Source organism: Nitrospira tepida (genome assembly GCF_947241125.1).
GTDB classification, from domain to species: domain Bacteria; phylum Nitrospirota; class Nitrospiria; order Nitrospirales; family Nitrospiraceae; genus Nitrospira_G; species Nitrospira_G tepida.
Map to the genome: position 1 here is coordinate 1,340,774 of NZ_OX365700.1, position 18,125 is coordinate 1,358,898.

Consider the following 18,125-nt stretch of genomic DNA (forward strand, 5'->3'; position numbering starts at 1 on the left):
TGCGGGCTCTCCGCGGCGATCAAACTTTAGTGAGGAGTGTGACCCATGGGATTGGAGATTGCGATTAATGTGGCGCGGGAGGAAACCCGCGTCGCGGTGCTCGACAACGGCGTCGTGACCGATCTGTTTAACGATCGGGCCAAGCACCAGGATTTCGTCGGAAATATTTACAAGGGGCGGGTGGCGAAGGTGCTGCCAGGCATGCAGGCGGCCTTCATCGATCTCGGACTGGACAAATCGGCCTTCATGCATGCGTCGGATGTCTGCACCGATGCGGGGCCGGGGGATACGTTGTTCGACAGCGAGGACGACGATCAAGCCCCGGAAATGCCGCGTCCCAAGCGACAGGGAGTCAAGCCGATCGAGCAGCTCCTGGCCGAAGGGCAGGACATCATGGTCCAGATTTCGAAAGGTCCGATCGGCACCAAAGGGCCGCGGGTCACCGGCTACGTGTCCCTCCCCGGACGCTATCTGGTGTTCATGCCGAACGTGGAGCACATCGGCGTCTCGCGGCGCATCGCCAAGGACGAGGAGCGCGCCCGGCTCAAGGACATCATGAAGCATCTGCGCAAGCCGGGCTGCGGGTACATCGTCCGGACGGTGAGCGAGGGGGTGAAGGAAGACGAGTTGCGGGCCGACGTCGAGTTTCTCCATGTCTTGTGGCAGGACATTCTGACCAAACGCGACCAGTCGCCGGCGCCCGCGCTGTTGCATTCGGATCTGTCTCTGAGTTTCAGGGTCGTCCGGGACATGTTTTCGAAGAAGGTGGACCGGTTGTTGATCGATTCCCGGACGGAATATGAAGCGATCCGGGATTTCGTCAACCGCTTTCTTCCCGAACTGACGTCGCGGATTCAGCCCTACGAGAAACAGGATCCGCTGTTCGAGCATCTCGGCATCGAGCAGGAGATCGCGCGGGCGCTGAGCCGGAAGGTGTGGCTCAAGTCGGGCGGCCATATTGTGATCGACCATACCGAGGCCATGACCGTGATCGACGTCAATACCGGCCGGTTCGTCGGCAAGCGGGACCAGGAAGAGACCATTTTGCGGAATAACCTGGAAGCCGCCAAGGAGATCGCCTATCAAGTGCGGCTGCGGGGCATCGGCGGCATCATCATCGTCGATTTCATCGATATGGAGCGGGAGCGCAATCGGGACAAGGTGTACCATGCGCTGGTCGATGCGATGTCCGCCGATAAAGCCAGAACGCGAATATCCCGGATCTCCGACCTGGGATTGATCGAAATTTCCCGCGAGCGGGTCCGCGAGGATCTGCTGCGCGCGATGTCGGAACCCTGCCATTACTGCGACGGGCGGGGCTACACGAAGTCGCCGACCTCCGTCGCCTATGAGATCTTCAAGGAAATGCGCAAGCTCGGGCGTTCGCCGGACCACCAGCGCATCGTGGTGGGCGCCAATCCAGCCGTGGCCGATGTCCTTCAGGATCAGGAACGGCAAGGATTGGAAGAACTCGAGCGGGCTTCCTCGTGCAAAATCATCGTCACTCCCGATGCCAGCCTGCACATCGAGCAGTTCGACATCGCGACACTCTGACGGCGCCGGTAACGCGGCGTCGTTGAACCATGGGATGCGTGCTGGTTGCCGTGCAGCGTCATCGCAGGTCCGGGCGTGAACGACGAATCGTTACAGGCCTGGCTGACGTTGCGGGCCATCGAGCGTATCGGTCCGGCGACGTTGGCGCAACTTGCCGGAGCCTTCGGCTCGCCGGAAGCGGTCCTTTCAGCCTCGGCCGACGTGTTACGGGAACGGGGATGCAGCCCGGCGCTGGCCGCCGCCATTGTCCGCGGAGTGGATCTCCGCACGGCCGAACAGATCGAGCGAGAGATCGCGCAGATCCATCAGCTCCGGATCACCGTGCTCTCCTGTCTGGACGGGGAGTACCCGGAGCGGCTCAGGCACATTGCCGATCCTCCCCCGTTGCTCTATCTGGCCGGGAGGTTGGATCCCGCTGATGCGCATGCCGTGGCAATCGTCGGCTCGCGCCGGTCGACGCCGCAGGGCCGCGCCGTCACGGAACAACTCAGCCGCGACCTGGCGCAGGCCGGGTTCACCATCGTCAGCGGATTGGCGCGCGGGATCGACGCGGCGGCCCATCGTGGCGCGCTGGAGGCCGGAGGGCGAACGATCGCCGTCTTGGGCTGCGGGATCGACCGCACCTATCCGCCGGAGCATGAGAAGTTGCGCCGGGACATCGAAGCGCAGGGAGCGGTCCTGTCGGAACTGGCGCTTGGGGCTCCTCCGCACAGCTATCATTTTCCTCGACGGAACCGTATCATCAGCGGCCTCTCGTTGGGCGTTGTCGTGACAGAGGCGGCGATGGACAGCGGATCGTTGATCACCGCGCGTTTGGCCGGAGAACAGGGCCGGGAAGTCTTTGCGCTTCCCGGGTCGGTTCGAGCCGGGACCAGTCGCGGCCCGCATCGGCTGATCAAGGACGGGGCCAAGCTGGTCGAGAACGCGCAGGACGTGATCGATGAACTGTTGCCTCAATTGGACGAGCCGATGCGCCGGCGGCTTGCCGCGCCGCAGAACCTTTCAATAAAGCCGATCTCCCCGTTGTCGGAGGACGAAGCGCGCGTGATCGCGGCGCTGTCGGCCGATCCTCTGCACATCGATGAGCTCGCGCTTCGGATCCAACTTGGCCCGGCTTCGGTGTCGGCCGCGCTCCTCTCGCTCGAGATGAAGGGGCTCATTCAACAATTACCCGGGCAATTTGTTCTTCGGTTATAATTGACGCCGAGCGCGATGACCCGGACTATTTCTCCTGAGATAGTTGAGAGAACCATGGAAGATGGAGTAGAAGGTAAGGACGGAGTCCCCTTGAGGGAGTGGTTGTTCAACACCGACGCAAAAGGGTGTGCATGGCCAAGTCGCTGATCATCGTCGAGTCCCCTGCAAAGGCCAAGACCATCACCAAGTATCTCGGGCGCGGGTATACGGTCATGGCCTCGGTCGGTCACGTCAAGGACCTTCCGACCAGCAAGCTCGGCGTGGATATCGAACGAGAGTTTACTCCCCACTACGTCACGATCAAGGGCAAGGCCAAGGTCCTGTCCGACATCAAGAAGAAGGCGGAGGAAGTGGATAAGGTTTACTTGGCCCCGGACCCCGACCGGGAAGGTGAGGCCATTGCCTGGCATATCGCGCAGGAGATCGGCGGCAAGTCCAAGAAGAAGAACAACGAACGGATTTTCCGCGTGCTGTTCAATGAAATCACCGAGTCGGCGATCAAGCGGGCGCTCCAATCACCCGGACAGATCGACATGAAGCTGGTGAACGCCCAGCAGGCCCGCCGCGTGCTTGATCGGATCGTGGGCTATCAAGGGAGCCAGTTATTGTGGAAGAAGGTCCGGCGGGGGCTCAGCATGGGGCGGGTGCAGTCCGTCGCGGTCAAGCTTATCTGCGAGCGCGAAAAAGAACGGGAAGCCTTCAGGCCGGAAGAATACTGGTCCGTTACGGCGACGCTCCAGGGCGCCAATCCCCCGGCATTCGACGCCAAGCTGCATTCGATCAACGGGCAGGAGGCGTCGATTTCCTCGGCCCAGGAGGCGGAACGTGTGGTCGCCGCCGTGCAAGGAAGAGAATTCGTCGTCCGTTCCGTTGAGCGGAAGGAAAAGAGGCGGAACCCCGTCGCGCCGTTCATTACCAGCCGGCTCCAGCAGGAAGCGGCCCGCAAGCTGCGGTTCACGCCGAAGAAGACCATGGCGCTCGCGCAACAACTGTACGAAGGCATCGAGGTCGGCTCGGAAGGGCCTGTGGGCCTGATCACCTACATGCGGACGGACTCGACGCGGATTGCCCAGGAAGCGATGGAAGCCGCGCGGGAGCTGATCCGGGAGCGGTTCGGGCCCGACTATCTGCCGGCGGCGCCGAACGTGTATAAGACGCAGAAGGCGGCGCAGGAGGCTCACGAGGCGATTCGTCCGACCTCTGTCTTTCGCGATCCGGAGTCCATCCGGCAATATTTGGAGCCGGACGTCTACCAGCTCTACAAGCTGATCTGGAATCGATTCGTCGCGTCGCAGATGACGCCCGCAATTTTGGATGTCACCCGCGTGGATACCGCCCCTGTGGGAGTGCCGGACGACTATATTTTCCGCGCCACCGGCACCGTCGTGAAGTTCCCCGGTCACACGGCGGTTTATTTAGAGGGAAAGGATTCGGACGTGCCGGCTCAAAATCAGAAAAGCGGCGAAGAAACGGAGGACGCGCCGGACGGGCACTTGCCGCGGCTGGAGGAGGGCGAGCGGCTGCGATTGGTGTCCCGAGAAGGGGTGGAGAGCGGCGTGCTTCCGAAGCAGCATTTCACGCAGCCGCCTCCTCGGTACAATGAAGCGCTGCTCATCCGAGAACTCGAGGAGAAGGGAATCGGCCGCCCCTCCACCTATGCGACGATCATCTCAACCATCCAGGACCGCAAGTATGTCGAGAAGGTAGAAGGCCGGTTCATTCCGACCGAGACGGGCCGCACGGTGAATGACTTTCTCGAGAAGGGGTTTCCGGATCTGCTCAACGTGGACTTCACGTCTCAAATGGAGCAGGAGCTGGACGAGGTCGAGGAGGGCAACAAGGAATGGGTGGACGCGGTTCGTGACTTCTACAATCCCTTCACGCGCGACATGCAGGTCGCGGAACAGATTCCCGGGCCCAAGGAAATCGTCGAACCGCCCACGAACATCCCCTGCGACCGGTGCGGACGCATGATGATCATCAAGTGGGGGCGCAACGGCAAGTTCCTGGCCTGCCCCGGCTACAACGAAGATCCGCCTTGCAAGAACACCCAGAATTTTGAGCGCCTGCCGGACGGCACCATCAAGATCGTCCCGAAAGAGGAGGTCACGACCGGCGAGCGATGCGACAAGTGCGGCAGCCCGATGGTGATCAAGAGCGGGCGCTTCGGGAAATTCCTCGCCTGCTCCGGCTATCCGGGCTGCAAAACGACCCGGGCGCTCTCGGTCGGCGTCAAATGCCCGGCCCCGGGCTGCGACGGCGATTTGGTCCAAAAGCGAACGCGAAAGGGGCGGGTGTTCTACGCCTGCTCGCGCTATCCCAAATGCGAGTACGCCTTGTGGGACCGTCCGGTTCAGAAGGCGTGCCCCAGTTGCAGCGCCCCGTTTCTGGTCGAGAAAGTCGGCAAGGATGCCACCACCGTCCGCTGCGTCAACGCCGACTGCGGATACAAGGAAGCCAGCTAAACACTCCGCCGGTTCCCGCCTTCTCCGTTCATCGCCTTCCGTTTTGTCATCGCCGATTCTTGGTGGCGAGACTCACGTCTCGCCGCATGAACGCCGGACAACGGCGTGATCTTGAGAACAATTTTCAGTGCTAGTAACTTATACCTATGAAAGCTATTGACCTGTGCGGTCATTCTGTCGATAATGATTTCATGCCGCGCGTCTTCCATTCCATTTTAGACAAGGAGGCCGGATGCCATGAAAGCGAAAGAGGGCGTGATCGATATTCTCAACAAGGTGTTGACAGCGGACCTGACCGCCATCAATCAGTATTTCGTGCATGCCAAAATGTGCGAGAACTGGGGATACGAACGGCTCCACCACAAAGTGCGCGAGCGGAGCATCGACGAGATGAAGGACGCCGAGAAGTTGATCGAGCACATCCTCTACCTGGAAGGCGTGCCGAACGTCCAGCGCCTGAACACGGTGAACGTCGGCGAGGAAGTGCCCGAGCAATTCAAGCTGGATCTCAAGGCGGAGCAGGACATGCTCAAGCTGCTGAGCGACGGCGTGGTGCATTGCACCAAAGTCGGTGATTTCACGACCCGGCACATGCTCGAAGACATGGCCAAAGATGTGGATGACCACATCGATTGGATCGAGACACAGATGGAAACGATCAAGCAGATCGGCCTGGAGAATTACTTGGCCGAACAAATCAAGAAGGACGGCTGACCCATCGACAGCCGATCGGAGGATCGAACATGAAAGCGAAAGAAGGCGTCGTTGATCGACTCAACAAGATCCTAACGGCTGAGCTGACGGCCGTCCATCAATACTTGCTGCATGCGGCCTTGTGCGGCAATTGGGGGTATGAGCGGTTGGAGCACCATTTGAAGGAAACGGCCACGGAAGAGGTCGGGCATGCCTCCGGGTTGATCGATCATATTCTGTATCTCGACGGAGCGCCGAACGTCGAGCGACTGGACCATGTCGCGTCCGGGGCGACCGTCGCCGAGCTGTTCAAGGCCGATCTCAAGTTCGAACTGGACGACGTGCAGCTCCTGCGCGAGGCGATCGCCCATTGCGCCAAAGTGGGCGATTTCACGACGCGGCATCTGCTCGAACATATGGTCATCGACTCCGAAGAGCATGTCGATTGGTTCGAAACGCAACTGGAAGCGGTCAAGCAGGTCGGGCTTGAGCGTTACCTGGCCGAACAACTGCGCAAAGAAGGCTCGTAAGGAGGTTGCGCGCCGGGGACCCGGAAGGTCGCTTCCGGGTCCCTCTGTGTTGACAGGAGCAAGGCAGGACTCACCGGCGCTTTATAGCGCCATCCTCATCCCCACGTAATACAAATGTTCTCCCGGAAGCGGGACCCGGGAGGCGCTCACGTTCATGCGGGATTCAGTCACGTTGTCCGTTCCCGCGTACACTTGCACCTCGTTCCTAAGCAGATAGTCGAACTGAAGAGCGAGGCGGTGTAGGTTCGTCGATGTTTGGGTTCCAGCTTCGGATTGCCGACGATCCCGATGCCGCCACCCTCGAGGAAAAAGGACGAGATATCGGTCAGCGTGGGACTGCGGAACCCGCGGGTATAGGTGAAGCGGCCGCGGAAGTTGCCGGGCTTGAGCAAAACGTGGTTTTGGGCGAGAAAAACCCGCCGTATTCGCTGTTGGTCGTGTAGCGCCCGCCCAAGATGACGTCCATCCAGGGGAACACGGCGATTTCATCCTGCGCCCATCCTGCCGATTCGGTCAGCTCGAGGTTGCCGGGGCGAAGGGATTGGCCTCGCTGTTTGCGGATGTCGTGTTCTCCGCCGAATGTCAACAGGTGGTGCAGTGGGCGAGGCGGCATCAGCATGCCTCACGTGGATTGTGCGACAGCCTCCGTTCGTCTGGGATGACAAGCCGGAATCTTGTGGACAAGCTGGATGCGGCAGCCGGGTTCTGAATTGTCTTGGCGAGCAGCCGACGACTTTCTTGAAGAAGTGGCTGAACGCGAATTGATCCGAGAAGCCCAATAATTCCGCGACGTCGGCCATCGATGCGCGACTGTCCTCCAACAGGCGCCGTGCTTCCTGAATCCGGAGATGCTTCAGCCATTGCGAAAACGGCTCTCCCATGACTTTCCGAAACAATTCGGAGCAGTATTTTTCTGAGTATCCAAGAAATGCGGACAGATCCTTCAATGTCAAGCCGCGATGGAGGTTGTCGGTCATGAACATGCGAATGCGCTCACGCAACGTCGTCGGCGGATGGTCCCGGGGCGCGATTTGTTCCGTTAATTGCATCGCAAGGCGAGAGACGATGTGCCCCAGTTCCTGTCTCGTGCGCGCCTCAGCCAGTTGCGCCGCCCATTCGGGCGAATGGCGGCGCAATTCGTCAAGCCAACTGGCCCAGGCTTGGGCCTTGTTTCGGTACAGCGCCCTGCTGGTTAGGTGCGGCATCGAAACTTCATCGGAGATGAATGACAGGAATGAACCATCTTGCTCTCTGAACTCTTGCATTTATGACCATCGGCACAAAGGGTGGGCGGGGGACCCATCGGAGGGCTCGGGCGCCTCGCCCGGGAGGCGGAGGGGCACGACTCCGCCTCTTTCAGAAGTGAAGGCGGCCATGTTGGACGGCGGTCGATCATTCATATGGATCCTCGGGTGGCTCATCCGGGATACCTAATGGGATTCGGAGCAGGTCGGGTCGGCCAGGGTGAGCGTCGAGACGATCTGCAAAAACCGCTCAACCAGCCCGGGATCCAGTTGCGCGCCGGCGACGATTTGCAGAAGCGCGCTCGCCGTTGCGGTACTGGAGGCGGAGGGGCTCAAGGAGTGTGAGCGATAGACGTCGAACGTATCGGCGACGGCCAAGATCCGGGACCCCAGCGGGATGAACTCGCCGCGCAGCCCATAGGGGTATCCGCAGCCGTCCCACCGTTCATGGTGGTGGGCGATCCACAGCGCCGGCCGCTTCAAGAACGAAATCGGCTCCAAAAGTTCGGCCCCGGCTCGAGGGTGATTTTGGTACCGGGCGAATTCCTGGGGCGAGAGTTCGCGGTGCTCCTTCACGAGGTCCGGCGGGAGTGTCAACAGGCCGATATCGTGAAGGAGCGCGGCCAGGGTAAGGTCTCGGAGTTCGTCGCAGGAAAGGCCCAGCGCCAGGCCCAGCCGGTGAGCAAGGTCGGCCGTGCGTCGGCCGTGACCTTGGTGGCGCGGGGAAACCCGATCGATCAAGGTTTCCAGCTCCCGGATCACGCGCGAAATGGCGCTCCAATGGATGCCGCAGGACGGCCGTCCAAAATCCAGCGCTTTCAAATCGCTCAGGATGCTCAGCATGTTGCCTCTTCCCACCGGGTATCTCTGGTTGTCGCGTGACATGGATGCGTCCTCTTCAAGTTCAGTCATGAAAAAAAGCCCACGACCGCATGACACGATCGTGGGCTCTGGGTTCACAACCTCTGGCCTCTCGACATTGGGCCGCCGTTCAGCCGGCGCCCACGTCTGTCTGCCGGACGGTTAGGACGCGGTCGCCGGAGAGGCTCTGCCTCTCGGCACCGCGATCCGTACGAGACGCCGGCACCGCTTGCACTTGACCTCGATGCTGCCGTTCACCCAGCGGGCGACAAGCTGTCCGCAATTGCAGCGAATGTCCTCACCATGGTCGATGTGGCTGCTGTCCCGAACGGCCCGTTGAATCATGGTGCTGAGCCTTTCCGTCTATCCGATCTATCCAGATCGGTCGGCGAATCTCCTCAGAACGTCAAAACGTCCACTTGGCTCCGGCCTGCCAGAGCGCCGGCAAGCCCGCATAAATCCCGCGGGTGCGATCGACGATGAACGTTTGATCCAGCATGTTCTTGCCGACGAAGAAGAACGTGGTCTTGATCGGCTTCACATATTGGTTGATCGCGGCGTTGAGCACGCACCAGCCCTGGATCAGCCCGCGCTGTCCGTTCGGCGTGGGAGTGACCGTATTCCGGTCGTCCCCGAACATGTCACTCAGACATTGGGTTTCCAGCCGAGCGCTGAATCCAAACGGCCGATGGGTATACCCCAATCCGGCCGTCAGCATATGTCGGGGAGAATAGGGCAGCCGGTTGCCGCTCACGCTGACGGTGGCCGCTTCTCCCGGGAGCAGGGCGGCTCCGGTGATGGAGCTGTTCCGGGTCCCTCGGAATTCCGCATCGGCCACCCAGGTATAGTTGATGTCGAAGATCACGTCCTGATCTCGGTTCTGGCCGGTCACGGCGTCCAAGAGATCCAATTTGGTGGCGAATTCGATTCCGCGATGCATGGTCTTGCCCGCGCTGGTGAGCGTGGCGCCGACCCCTCCCGCCACCGATTGGGAGATGATCTGGTTCTCGAAGTCCAGCCAGAAGAAGGTCAACTCATAGCCGGACCAGGGAGTCGGGTTGCCCCTGGTTCCGATCTCATAGGTCCAGCTCAACTCGGGATCCAGGTCGACCACTGCGCCGGTCCCCGTGACCGTGTCGGAAATCTGCGGCGGCGACATGCCGCGGTGCACCCCTGCGAAGACCATATGGTTCTTGTTGAACGAATAGGTGGCGCCGATGCCCGGCAAGACCTCGGTAAAATGGTTTTTGCCGAACGCCCCGTCGCCGTTGTTGGCCAGCCGGTTGTTCTGATCGAAGTTGATATGCTCAACCCGGAACCCCGGCGTGAGGGTAAATTGGCCCATGATCAACCGTTCTTGGAAAAACATGGCATAGGCGTTCGTCGTGCGGAGATTGCTCTCTCCCAAGCAGGTCGTGGCGCCAGGCGTATTGTTGAAGCAACCGAAGGGGGTTCCGACGCCCGATGCGAAATTCCGAAACTGGATACGGTCGGATTGTTCCCACATATAACGGGCCCCGAAATCCGCTTCCGCGCTGATGCCGAACAGCTTGTGGATATAGTGGAACCGTGGCTCGATGCCGTAGACCCAGTATTCCCGGGCGTTGGTGAACCGCTGGTTTGCCGGGACGACGGCAAAGGAGGTGGCGGGCAAGGAATTGCCGAGCTGAACGCCGCCCACGGGGTTCCCGTTGACATCCACGCCCTGCTGGGCTTGCCTCGTCCAGTCACGTGCGATGTAGTGGCCGAAGAAATTGGTGGTCGAGGTCAGGTTGGCCGTGAACATGTGGTTGACGGCAACATGGAAGCCGATGCGCGTGAAGTCAAAGTTGTCATTGTTGAACGGCGTGGTGCGAGGGTCTTGCGTCGCATACATGGCCTCGGTCAGGCCTTGATAGCCGATGCCGGAATCCTCCCGATAGTAGTTGAACTTGGCCAGGATCTGGGTCCGATCGCTCAGCTCGTGCACGGTTTTGAAGGTCAGGTCATCGACCTTGGCCCGGACGTTGGTAAACCGAGGCGTATCGCTTTGATAGTGGGTGTAGTCAACCAAATATCCGGTCTTGCCCCAGGTGCCCCCGTAGTCAAAATGAGTGTTGATGTAATTCAAATTGCCGCCCCAGAACTGAAAATTGCCCTGAGGCGTGGTGGGCGGCATGCGCGTAATCAGGTTCATCACGCCGCCGATGTTCTGTGGTCCGAAGAGCAACTGCCCGCTGCCCTTCAGGACCTCGATCCGGTCGAACCGGAAGATCGGAGGAAAGTAATAGGACGAGGGGTCGCCGTAGGGCATCAGCATGATCGGCACCCCGTCTTCCATGATGTGCACCTTGCGGCTGCGGGTCGGGTCAAGTCCCCTGATCCCGATGTTCGGCCTGATTCCCAATCCATCCTCGTCCCGCACGTTGACGCCCGGCACCTCGCGCAGGGCCTCGTTGATGGTGAAGCGATGGTTCTGCTCGATGGATTCTTTCGTGATGACGCGTCCGGAGCCCGGAATATGCTCCAACGCATCAGGAGCGGTCCCGATGACCTCCGTCAGGGGGATCTTGATGGGCTTTTCCTCCTCTTTAGCTTGAGCTGGCTCCTCGCCACGAGCGTCCTCGCTTTTCGGAGATCCCTCCGACTGCTCCGTGGCCGATGGCGACTGCGCAAAGGCGTGAGGCGTGAGTCCCGAAGGCATCGCGAGCGCCCACGACAGGGTCGCCGCTGCCACAAGTTTGATATTAAAATTAGTTCCTATTCTCAATAAGCACCTACAAAAAGAACGTTCACACATTGTTTCCTCCTCTCGGAAACATCTAACCGTTAAGGGTGAGCTGCAAGAAAAGCGGCTGCGGACAGGTTGTCATGAAGCCGGTCGGGTGCCATGTGCCCGGGCACCCGGTTGTGGAACCAGACTTCACTTGAAGACCACCTTCCTGAGACCGCCGGCTGGTAATTCGACTTCACCAAAATCGGACTCCCCTTTGAACTTCCCATCAATGGCCAGGCCGAATTCGCCGGTCTTGCCGTTGGTCAGGGTGATGAGCAGCGTTGGGAGCCCTTTGTCGGACGCGGGCTTGATGTCGATCTGTTTGATCGTGTCGAACTTGACGTTCACGGTCGCCGTGCCTCGCTTGACGGGAACGTGTCTCAGCTCGTGAGGGACGAACGCTGTTTCGCTGACCTTCTCCTCCCAGTAGAAGTGGACATTCTTGACCTCGCTCTCGATGCCCTGGGCATCGGTCACGGTGGCGGAGAAGACCTTGTCGTTCTTCGATTCGGCGGAAGCCGTCCCAGTGAGACCGCACAGGAACGCAAGGATGATTCCTGGAACCATAAGTGCCCGAACAAACCGTGTCTGTCTCACGTTACCCCTCCACGTCAGCAAGCTTGCTGCAAGATGAATGATAATGAGGACCAAGGTTCTCTCACTGCACTCTGCCTAGATTGGATGATGCGCCAATTCAATCGTGCACGCCCTCTATTAACCGGCTCTCCTACCCCTACGCCCTTTCGTGCCATTAGCGACGGAGGGAATAGCTGATCGGCACTTGAACCATCACTTGCGGCTTGCCAAGCGGATGCTTCAAATGCAGCGGCGACGCTTTCCTCAGAATCTCGACCGCATCCTTGTCCAGAATCGCATGGCCGGAGCTTGAGACGACATCGACTGAAAGCAGCTCTCCGTCGTCCTTGATCACGGCCCGCAGGATGACCTTGCCTTCCCAACGGTTCAACCGCGCCAGGTGCGGGTAATGTTTCAATTGCTCGACGCGGCCCCACAGGGCCTCCACAAGCCACCCATAGTCCGCCTTCGTCGCGGGCGCCGAGCGCACGGGGACCTGTTTGGTCTCAGTTGGCTCTCCCACAGCCTGGGGGACCAGCTTCGCCTCCTGGACAGGCGACAGTTGCTGTTGGACGACCGGCGCCGTCTGGGCGACCTCTGAAACAGTGGGAGTGGAGACGGGCGGCGCTTCGATCGCCTGTGTGGCAGGCGCCTCGACGATTGGTTGCGAAACCACAGGACGGGTCGGGACCGCCGCGACCACAGGTTCCGTGACAACATCCTGGGATTCCGTGACGACTTCCTTGGCTACGGGGCTCGCAGACTGTGTGGACACCACCGGCACTTCCTTCACCTCCGCCGATTCCCTGACCTCGGCGGTGCTGTGAGCCGCGACCGGAACCGTTTCCGCCGACGTCAGCTCGACCAGTTCTTGCGTTCGCTCGACGGTCTGAACCGCTTGGATGACCGGAGCCACAGACTGAGGGGTGGAGGTGGTGACCGGGGTCTGGAGCTGCACGGCCGTCACGCTCTGGTGCCTCACGATCTGTTGGACGGGCTGGATCGTCTTGACGACATGGGTGACGGGATGGGCGACAGGTTGAGGCCGCACGGGCTTTACGGGAGGCTGCTTCGGAGCCGGGGGCTGCGGGGTCCGGGCCGGCGGGGTCGGTTCCGGTGCCGGTTGGGGGTCCGGCGCCTGCACCGTGGAAACCTCCCAATGGAAGATTTCCGGGGAGGGCTCCGGCTTGAGGTTCGTCATCATGGCGAAGGCGGCTCCAAGGGCCAGGCTATGGACCAGCACGGAGGTGGTCCAGCCATGGGTATGTCGGACCGCGTTGGCGCGCGGAGCCAGGCTCATCGAGCTCATGACTTGACGACCTCAAGACTGACCTGACGGAACCCCAGGCCGCGAATCTCATCCACGACGGTCACGAACCTGTCCAGGATGGTCACGCGATCGGCCCGTACGACCACCAGCGATTCTCTGGGATGGCCGTTCATCGCAATCCTGAGTCCCCCCCCCTCTTCCTGCACCGGCTGGTCGTTCAAATACAGCCGCCCGTCCGCGGTCAGGGTGACGATCAGCGGGACGTCCTGCTTATCGCCTGATTCTTTCGCCTTGGCCAGATCGACGGGGATCTGGCCGGTCGTGATGAAGGTCGCGGTCGTGAGCACGATCACCAGCAGAACCAGCATCACATCGACGAGCGGGATGACGTTGATCTGGTTCAGTTCACGATCCATGCTGGACCTGATAGAGCGTCAACAGCTCGCTGACTTTCCGTCTCAGGACATTGTTCATCACGACGCAGGGGATCGCGACCAGCAGGCCGACGGCGGTGGCCTTGAGGGCCAGGCTGAGGCCGATCATGATCGCGCTCACGGCGATCGTCTTCGAGGTCCCCATCGTGTGAAAGGTCAACATGATACCCAACACCGTTCCCAGGAGCCCGATGTACGGCGCGTTAGCCGCGACCGTCCCGATGACCACCAGCCGCTTGGTCAGCGCAATCTCAAAGACTTGGCGGTTTGGAAATTGCGTCAGATCAACCTGGCGATAGAACAGCCATCGCTCCACGGCGACCGCGACGCACCAAAGACTGAGCGCAAGGAGCAAACCAATCACACCGTAATCGACCGTTTCTTTCAGAACTTCCATAGCCAGTACCCTCGATTCGCGAAGCGACCATCAGCGAACAATAGGACTCGCAGCCTTGCTGCGGGCCTACTTCTGAAGTTGATAACTGTTATCAATAACATAGGCGTGGAGGCCCAGTCAATACGATCTTATCGGCCCGGGCCGCCCATTGTGGCGAGTCGGGACCAAGGGAGGAACAGGCGGACACTGTCCGGAGGGAGGGAAGGCGGAACCATGCTCGCGTTCGATGTGGAGGCTGCTAGAGCCGGCTTCCGGTGGTTCCGCCGGTCGCCGGAGGTTGCGGCCTATCAGTCGGCTGCGATGCCGGGCCGTCCTGTTGCGTGAACAGCACCGTGTGGGTCGCCTGAATCTGCAAGGCCACCGACGTTCCCGGCGGATAAATCGCCGTCGAGGGCTCGGCGCTATGGATGAGATGGCCAGACGGCAACTGAATGCTGTACAGGTTTTCCGATCCCCTGAATTGACGCGACAGGATCCGGGCCTTCCCCTGCGGATCCGGAGAGAGGCGAATATCGTCGGGCCGGATCATGACGACCACCGGCGTGCCGGGCGGAAACCCTTCGTGGTTGGGAAAATCTCCCAGGTCGGTGGTCACCCGCCCGTCCTGTGCGACGCCCGGGATAAAGTCGGCTTGGCCCACGAAGTCCGCCACGAAGCGAGTGGCGGGGAGATGGTAGATCATTTCCGGCTTGTCGAGCTGTTCCAGCCGGCCTTTGTTCAGGACCGCGATCCGGTCGGCGATGGCGAAGGCCTCCTCGTGGTCGTGGGTCACTAGAATGGTCGTGGTCTTGGTCCGTTTCAGCAGGCCGTGCAACTCTTGCCGCATCTTGGAGGTCATATCCGGGTCCAGATTGCTGAACGGCTCGTCGAGCAACAGGACGACGGGATCATGGGCGAGCGCCCGGGCCAGCGCGACCCGCTGTTGCTGGCCGCCGGAGAGTTCATGCGGGTAGCGATGTTCGAAGCCGGCCAGCCCCGTCAACTCCAACATGGTTGTCACGCGGGCTTTCCGCTGGCCGCCGGCCAGCTTCGTCAGTCCAAATGCGATATTGTCCGCCACGCGGAGATGTGGGAACAGCGCATATTCCTGAAACACCATGCCGACGCCGCGCTGTTCGGTCGGCACTTGGACGGACGGGGAGGACACGAGCCTGCCGGCCAGATAGATCTCTCCCGCCGCAATCGGTTCGAACCCCGCGATGGCCCGCAGCGTCGTCGTTTTCCCGCAGCCGGACGGTCCCAAGAGACAAACGATGTCTCCCGCTCCCACCGTCAAGGAGACGTCGGTGATGGCCGGCTTACCGGTTTCATAGGCGCAGGAGACATGGCGAAGCTCCAGGACCGGAAGGCGGTCGGCGGACTGGCCCTCTTCCGTCGCCTTATTGGTCGGCCGGTCCCGCGGCGATACCGAGTCGGATGCAGACGTCATAGACATGGCTGTTGCATGAACGAGAAATCACCTCGCCCGCCAGTCCCGCGCCACCAGGAGTCCCAAAGCCGGCAGACTGAACAGGACGATCAACAGGGCCGGGGCGGCGGCCAAGGTATAGAGTTCTTCGCTGGCTTCCAGCCAGACGCGCACGGCCAGGGTATCGAACCCCACCGGGCGCAGCAAGAGCGTGGCCGGCAGCTCCTTCATACATTGCAGGAACATGAGAATCCAAGCCCCGAAAAATCCATTGCGGATGAGCGGAAGCGTCACGCGTTTCATGGTGCTCCAGAAGGTGCTGCCCAGACTCCTGGCCACCTCTTCCAGATTCGGGGTGACCTGCTGAATCGCCGGCTCCAACGACTGCAGTCCGACCGGCAGGAAATGCAGGATGTAGGCAAGGATGAGCACCGAGACCGAGCCGTACCAGGCCGGGACCAAGGCCATAACAATGACCAGCAAGGCCAGGGCCGCCACCGGACCGGGGAGCACATAGCCGGCATAGGAGGCGTGCAAGCAGAGATGATTGAGCCAATGTGGCCGACGGGTGCTGAGATAGGCGACGGGCGTCCCGAGCAGCACGGCGCCGGTTGCGGCCGTCGCGGAAAGAAAGACACTGTTCCAGGCGAAGTCGAGGAAGCGGCTGTCCAGCACACCCTCCTGGAGCGCGCCGGCGCTCCAGACGACCAACAGCCAGGCCGGGATGCCGAAGGATAGGGCGAAGACTCCTCCGACGTACAACAACAGACCCAGCCGCCGTCCCAGGCCGGGGCGCTGCCGCGCCGCTTGGCGGAATCGTCCCGTGGTCTGGTAGAACCGGCTGCGCCGCCTGAACCACCGTTCGGTCAAGAGGAACACGAGCGCAAAGAGGACCAGCAGCAGGCTCAACACGCTGGCGGCGGCGTAATTGTACCGTCCCGTCATCTGTTGATAGACCGCATAGGTCAGGGTCTGATAGCGCAACAGCGACACCGCGCCGAAGTCCGAGACGACGTAGAGGACCACCAGCGAGAGACCGGCAAAGATCGCCGGGCGGAGGAGCGGTACTGTGACCCGGAAAAAGGTCGGCCAGCGGCCGACGCCGCAGGCCCGCGCCACCTCTTCGAAGGAGAGGTTCATGTTCAGCAGGGCGGCGCGACAGAGCAAATAGACAAAGGGAAAGGTATCGAGCGTCATCACGAGCGTGACGCCGGTGAGACTTTGCGGCGCGAACACGTGACTCTCGGGTCCCGCAACCACCTGCCAGAGCCGATCCATCGGCCCCCCGATTGAGAGCAGGTAGGAATAGACATAGGCCAACACATAGGTTGGCATCGCCAGCGGGAGGATCAGGGCCCATTCCCAGACCGGCCGTCCGGGAAACTCAAACCGTGTGATGAGCCAGGCGAGAGACAGGCCGAGCAGCAGCGTAGCTGCGGACACCGTCACGGCGAGCGAGCCGGTGTTGACCAGCAATTCGGGTAATCTGGTCCGCCACAACCGGGTCCACAGGGCCGGTTCGCTGGTCGCGGCCTGGATCAGCACATAGCCTAGCGGAAGGGAAAGCGCGCCTGCGATCAGCAGGACCAGCAGTTGGAGGGGCGACGGCAAGTGGCGACGGAGGACTGCCGCGGGCATGAATAATGTGTGCTACCGAAGCCCGACGTCTTCGATCAGGGCCATCGTCGGCTCCCGGAGTTCGGCAAGCTTGGCGAGGGGGACGAGCGATGCCCGGAAGGAGGTTCGAGAGACGAGCGCAGGATCGGGCTTGACGTCCGGATGCAGGGGATATTCCTTATTGAGTTCCGCGAACAGCTTTTGGCCGGATTGGGCGACGAGAAACTCTGCCAGCAGACGGGCGCTCTCCAAGCGACGGCTGGCCTTGGTGACGCCCATGCCGGCGACGTTCATGATCGCCCCCATCCCGCCGGCCTGTTGATCCGGCATGATGGCGGCGATCGGAGCCGAAGGGTTGGCATCCAGGTGGCGATAGATATAGTAGTGGTTGACGATCCCGGCCGCGACCTCGCCTTTGGCGACCGCGTCCACGATCTGCGAGCTTTTCCCATAGACCCTCGTGCCGGCGTTCTGCTTGAGGCCGGCCAGGAACTCCTTGGTCCGCTGATCGCCGTACGTTTCCTTGATGACGGAGACGCCGGCCTGGAGGTACTCACTGCCGGCGTTCGGAATCGCGACCTTGTCCTTCCATTTCGGCCGGGCGAGATCCAAGAGAGAGGCAAGGTCCTCCGGCTTCACGAGGGTCCGGTTGTAGACGATCACCCAGAACCGACCGGAGAGTCCGATCCAGCTCTGATCGGCAGCCCGGTATTGGGAGGGAATCGCCCGGTCGACCTCGGGCAGGCTGAGCGGACGGAGCAACCCCAATTCTCGGGCCCGTTCGAGGCTGCCCGCATCGTTGGTGATCAGCACGTCGGCCGGCGTTCGGTCCCCTTCGACCTGCAGGCGGTTGATCAGTTCCGTCGTGCCGGAGGACAGCAGCTCAATCTGGATTCCGGTCTGGCTTTGGAACGCGTCCAACACGGGCTTGATCAGACGCTCGGCTCTCCCGGAATAGACCACCAGCTTGTCCTTGTCGGCTGCCCAAACTGCGGTGGTCGAGGCCGATTGGAGACAGATCGCGATGCAGAGTCCCCAGAGCCACGGAAGCCGTCGGAACAGGGTGCGTCTCTCGCAAACAGGCCTCGACATCTGTTGAAGAGGATGCATCATCGTCCGTGAGT

General features: G+C 61.1%; 17 protein-coding genes. 6 read left to right on the forward strand and 11 right to left on the reverse strand.

The genetic code is table 11. The features are described from left to right. The first annotated feature begins 45 nt into the window (after positions 1 to 45). The 6 genes from QWI75_RS06335 to QWI75_RS06360 all read left to right on the forward strand — a co-directional run bounded on the left by QWI75_RS06335 (position 46) and on the right by QWI75_RS06360 (position 6,882). Complete coding sequence (locus QWI75_RS06335) at positions 46 to 1,554, forward strand: Rne/Rng family ribonuclease (RefSeq protein ID WP_289267852.1); 1,509 nt, start codon at positions 46 to 48, stop codon at positions 1,552 to 1,554. Positions 1,555 to 1,629: 75 nt separating this feature from the next. Beyond that, positions 1,630 to 2,751: a DNA-processing protein DprA gene (gene dprA, locus QWI75_RS06340; protein ID WP_289267853.1), complete on the forward strand. Its 1,122-nt coding sequence runs from the start codon at positions 1,630 to 1,632 to the stop codon at positions 2,749 to 2,751. A 131-nt stretch (positions 2,752 to 2,882) separates the two neighbouring features. Continuing rightward, positions 2,883 to 5,216, forward strand: a complete 2,334-nt coding sequence (topA, locus tag QWI75_RS06345; protein ID WP_289267854.1) for a type I DNA topoisomerase — start codon at positions 2,883 to 2,885, stop codon at positions 5,214 to 5,216. 237 nt (positions 5,217 to 5,453) lie between these two features. Continuing rightward, positions 5,454 to 5,930, forward strand: a complete 477-nt coding sequence (gene bfr, locus QWI75_RS06350; RefSeq protein ID WP_289267855.1) for a bacterioferritin — start codon at positions 5,454 to 5,456, stop codon at positions 5,928 to 5,930. Positions 5,931 to 5,959: 29 nt separating this feature from the next. Beyond that, positions 5,960 to 6,439 (forward strand): bacterioferritin, encoded by a 480-nt coding sequence (bfr, locus tag QWI75_RS06355; protein ID WP_289267856.1) that lies wholly within the window; start codon positions 5,960 to 5,962, stop codon positions 6,437 to 6,439. 251 nt (positions 6,440 to 6,690) lie between these two features. Continuing rightward, positions 6,691 to 6,882 (forward strand): hypothetical protein, encoded by a 192-nt coding sequence (locus QWI75_RS06360; RefSeq protein ID WP_289267857.1) that lies wholly within the window; start codon positions 6,691 to 6,693, stop codon positions 6,880 to 6,882. A 42-nt stretch (positions 6,883 to 6,924) separates the two neighbouring features. Here the strand turns inward: QWI75_RS06360 and QWI75_RS22695 are convergent, their stop codons facing one another. The 11 genes from QWI75_RS22695 to QWI75_RS06410 form a co-directional block, all read right to left on the reverse strand. Beyond that, positions 6,925 to 7,704, reverse strand: coding sequence for a helix-turn-helix transcriptional regulator (locus QWI75_RS22695; protein WP_370693552.1), 780 nt, complete (start codon positions 7,702 to 7,704; stop codon positions 6,925 to 6,927). 165 nt (positions 7,705 to 7,869) lie between these two features. Beyond that, positions 7,870 to 8,526: an HD-GYP domain-containing protein gene (locus QWI75_RS06365; RefSeq protein ID WP_289267858.1), complete on the reverse strand. Its 657-nt coding sequence runs from the start codon at positions 8,524 to 8,526 to the stop codon at positions 7,870 to 7,872. Positions 8,527 to 8,706: 180 nt separating this feature from the next. Beyond that, on the reverse strand, positions 8,707 to 8,889 hold the full coding sequence (locus tag QWI75_RS06370) for a hypothetical protein (protein WP_289267859.1): 183 nt from the start codon (positions 8,887 to 8,889) through the stop codon (positions 8,707 to 8,709). A gap of 61 nt (positions 8,890 to 8,950) precedes the next feature. Then, positions 8,951 to 11,227 (reverse strand): TonB-dependent receptor family protein, encoded by a 2,277-nt coding sequence (locus QWI75_RS06375; protein WP_289267860.1) that lies wholly within the window; start codon positions 11,225 to 11,227, stop codon positions 8,951 to 8,953. Between the two features lie 219 nt (positions 11,228 to 11,446). Continuing rightward, a complete protein-coding gene (locus QWI75_RS06380) occupies positions 11,447 to 11,896 on the reverse strand; it encodes a hypothetical protein (RefSeq protein WP_289267861.1) in 450 nt (149 codons plus the stop codon). A gap of 154 nt (positions 11,897 to 12,050) precedes the next feature. After that, positions 12,051 to 13,175 (reverse strand): energy transducer TonB, encoded by a 1,125-nt coding sequence (locus QWI75_RS06385; RefSeq protein WP_289267862.1) that lies wholly within the window; start codon positions 13,173 to 13,175, stop codon positions 12,051 to 12,053. A gap of 5 nt (positions 13,176 to 13,180) precedes the next feature. Continuing rightward, positions 13,181 to 13,561: an ExbD/TolR family protein gene (locus tag QWI75_RS06390; RefSeq protein WP_289267863.1), complete on the reverse strand. Its 381-nt coding sequence runs from the start codon at positions 13,559 to 13,561 to the stop codon at positions 13,181 to 13,183. Beyond that, positions 13,551 to 13,976, reverse strand: coding sequence for a TonB-system energizer ExbB (gene exbB / locus QWI75_RS06395; RefSeq protein WP_289267864.1), 426 nt, complete (start codon positions 13,974 to 13,976; stop codon positions 13,551 to 13,553). The genes QWI75_RS06390 and exbB overlap by 11 nt, the downstream gene beginning before the upstream one ends. A 238-nt stretch (positions 13,977 to 14,214) precedes the next feature. After that, complete coding sequence (locus QWI75_RS06400; protein ID WP_289267865.1) at positions 14,215 to 15,411, reverse strand: ABC transporter ATP-binding protein; 1,197 nt, start codon at positions 15,409 to 15,411, stop codon at positions 14,215 to 14,217. A 21-nt stretch (positions 15,412 to 15,432) separates the two neighbouring features. Further along, complete coding sequence (locus QWI75_RS06405; protein WP_289267866.1) at positions 15,433 to 17,022, reverse strand: ABC transporter permease; 1,590 nt, start codon at positions 17,020 to 17,022, stop codon at positions 15,433 to 15,435. A gap of 12 nt (positions 17,023 to 17,034) precedes the next feature. After that, positions 17,035 to 18,093, reverse strand: a complete 1,059-nt coding sequence (locus tag QWI75_RS06410; protein WP_289267867.1) for an extracellular solute-binding protein — start codon at positions 18,091 to 18,093, stop codon at positions 17,035 to 17,037. Between the last annotated feature and the right edge of the window lie 32 nt (positions 18,094 to 18,125).

What these genes read in the sequence shown, in the direction of transcription:
- QWI75_RS06335 (WP_289267852.1), top strand. Translation starts at nt 46, where the DNA reads ATGGGATTGGAGATTGCGATTAATGTGGCGCGGGAGGAAACCCGCGTC.
- topA (WP_289267854.1), top strand. Translation starts at nt 2,883, where the DNA reads ATGGCCAAGTCGCTGATCATCGTCGAGTCCCCTGCAAAGGCCAAGACC.
- bfr (WP_289267855.1), top strand. Translation starts at nt 5,454, where the DNA reads ATGAAAGCGAAAGAGGGCGTGATCGATATTCTCAACAAGGTGTTGACA.
- bfr (WP_289267856.1), top strand. Translation starts at nt 5,960, where the DNA reads ATGAAAGCGAAAGAAGGCGTCGTTGATCGACTCAACAAGATCCTAACG.
- QWI75_RS06360 (WP_289267857.1), top strand. Translation starts at nt 6,691, where the DNA reads ATGTTTGGGTTCCAGCTTCGGATTGCCGACGATCCCGATGCCGCCACC.
- QWI75_RS22695 (WP_370693552.1), bottom strand. Translation starts at nt 7,704, where the DNA reads ATGCAAGAGTTCAGAGAGCAAGATGGTTCATTCCTGTCATTCATCTCC.
- QWI75_RS06365 (WP_289267858.1), bottom strand. Translation starts at nt 8,526, where the DNA reads ATGCTGAGCATCCTGAGCGATTTGAAAGCGCTGGATTTTGGACGGCCG.
- QWI75_RS06370 (WP_289267859.1), bottom strand. Translation starts at nt 8,889, where the DNA reads ATGATTCAACGGGCCGTTCGGGACAGCAGCCACATCGACCATGGTGAG.
- QWI75_RS06375 (WP_289267860.1), bottom strand. Translation starts at nt 11,227, where the DNA reads ATGCCTTCGGGACTCACGCCTCACGCCTTTGCGCAGTCGCCATCGGCC.
- QWI75_RS06385 (WP_289267862.1), bottom strand. Translation starts at nt 13,175, where the DNA reads ATGAGCCTGGCTCCGCGCGCCAACGCGGTCCGACATACCCATGGCTGG.
- QWI75_RS06390 (WP_289267863.1), bottom strand. Translation starts at nt 13,561, where the DNA reads ATGGATCGTGAACTGAACCAGATCAACGTCATCCCGCTCGTCGATGTG.
- exbB (WP_289267864.1), bottom strand. Translation starts at nt 13,976, where the DNA reads ATGGAAGTTCTGAAAGAAACGGTCGATTACGGTGTGATTGGTTTGCTC.
- QWI75_RS06400 (WP_289267865.1), bottom strand. Translation starts at nt 15,411, where the DNA reads ATGTCTATGACGTCTGCATCCGACTCGGTATCGCCGCGGGACCGGCCG.
- QWI75_RS06405 (WP_289267866.1), bottom strand. Translation starts at nt 17,022, where the DNA reads ATGCCCGCGGCAGTCCTCCGTCGCCACTTGCCGTCGCCCCTCCAACTG.
- QWI75_RS06410 (WP_289267867.1), bottom strand. Translation starts at nt 18,093, where the DNA reads ATGTCGAGGCCTGTTTGCGAGAGACGCACCCTGTTCCGACGGCTTCCG.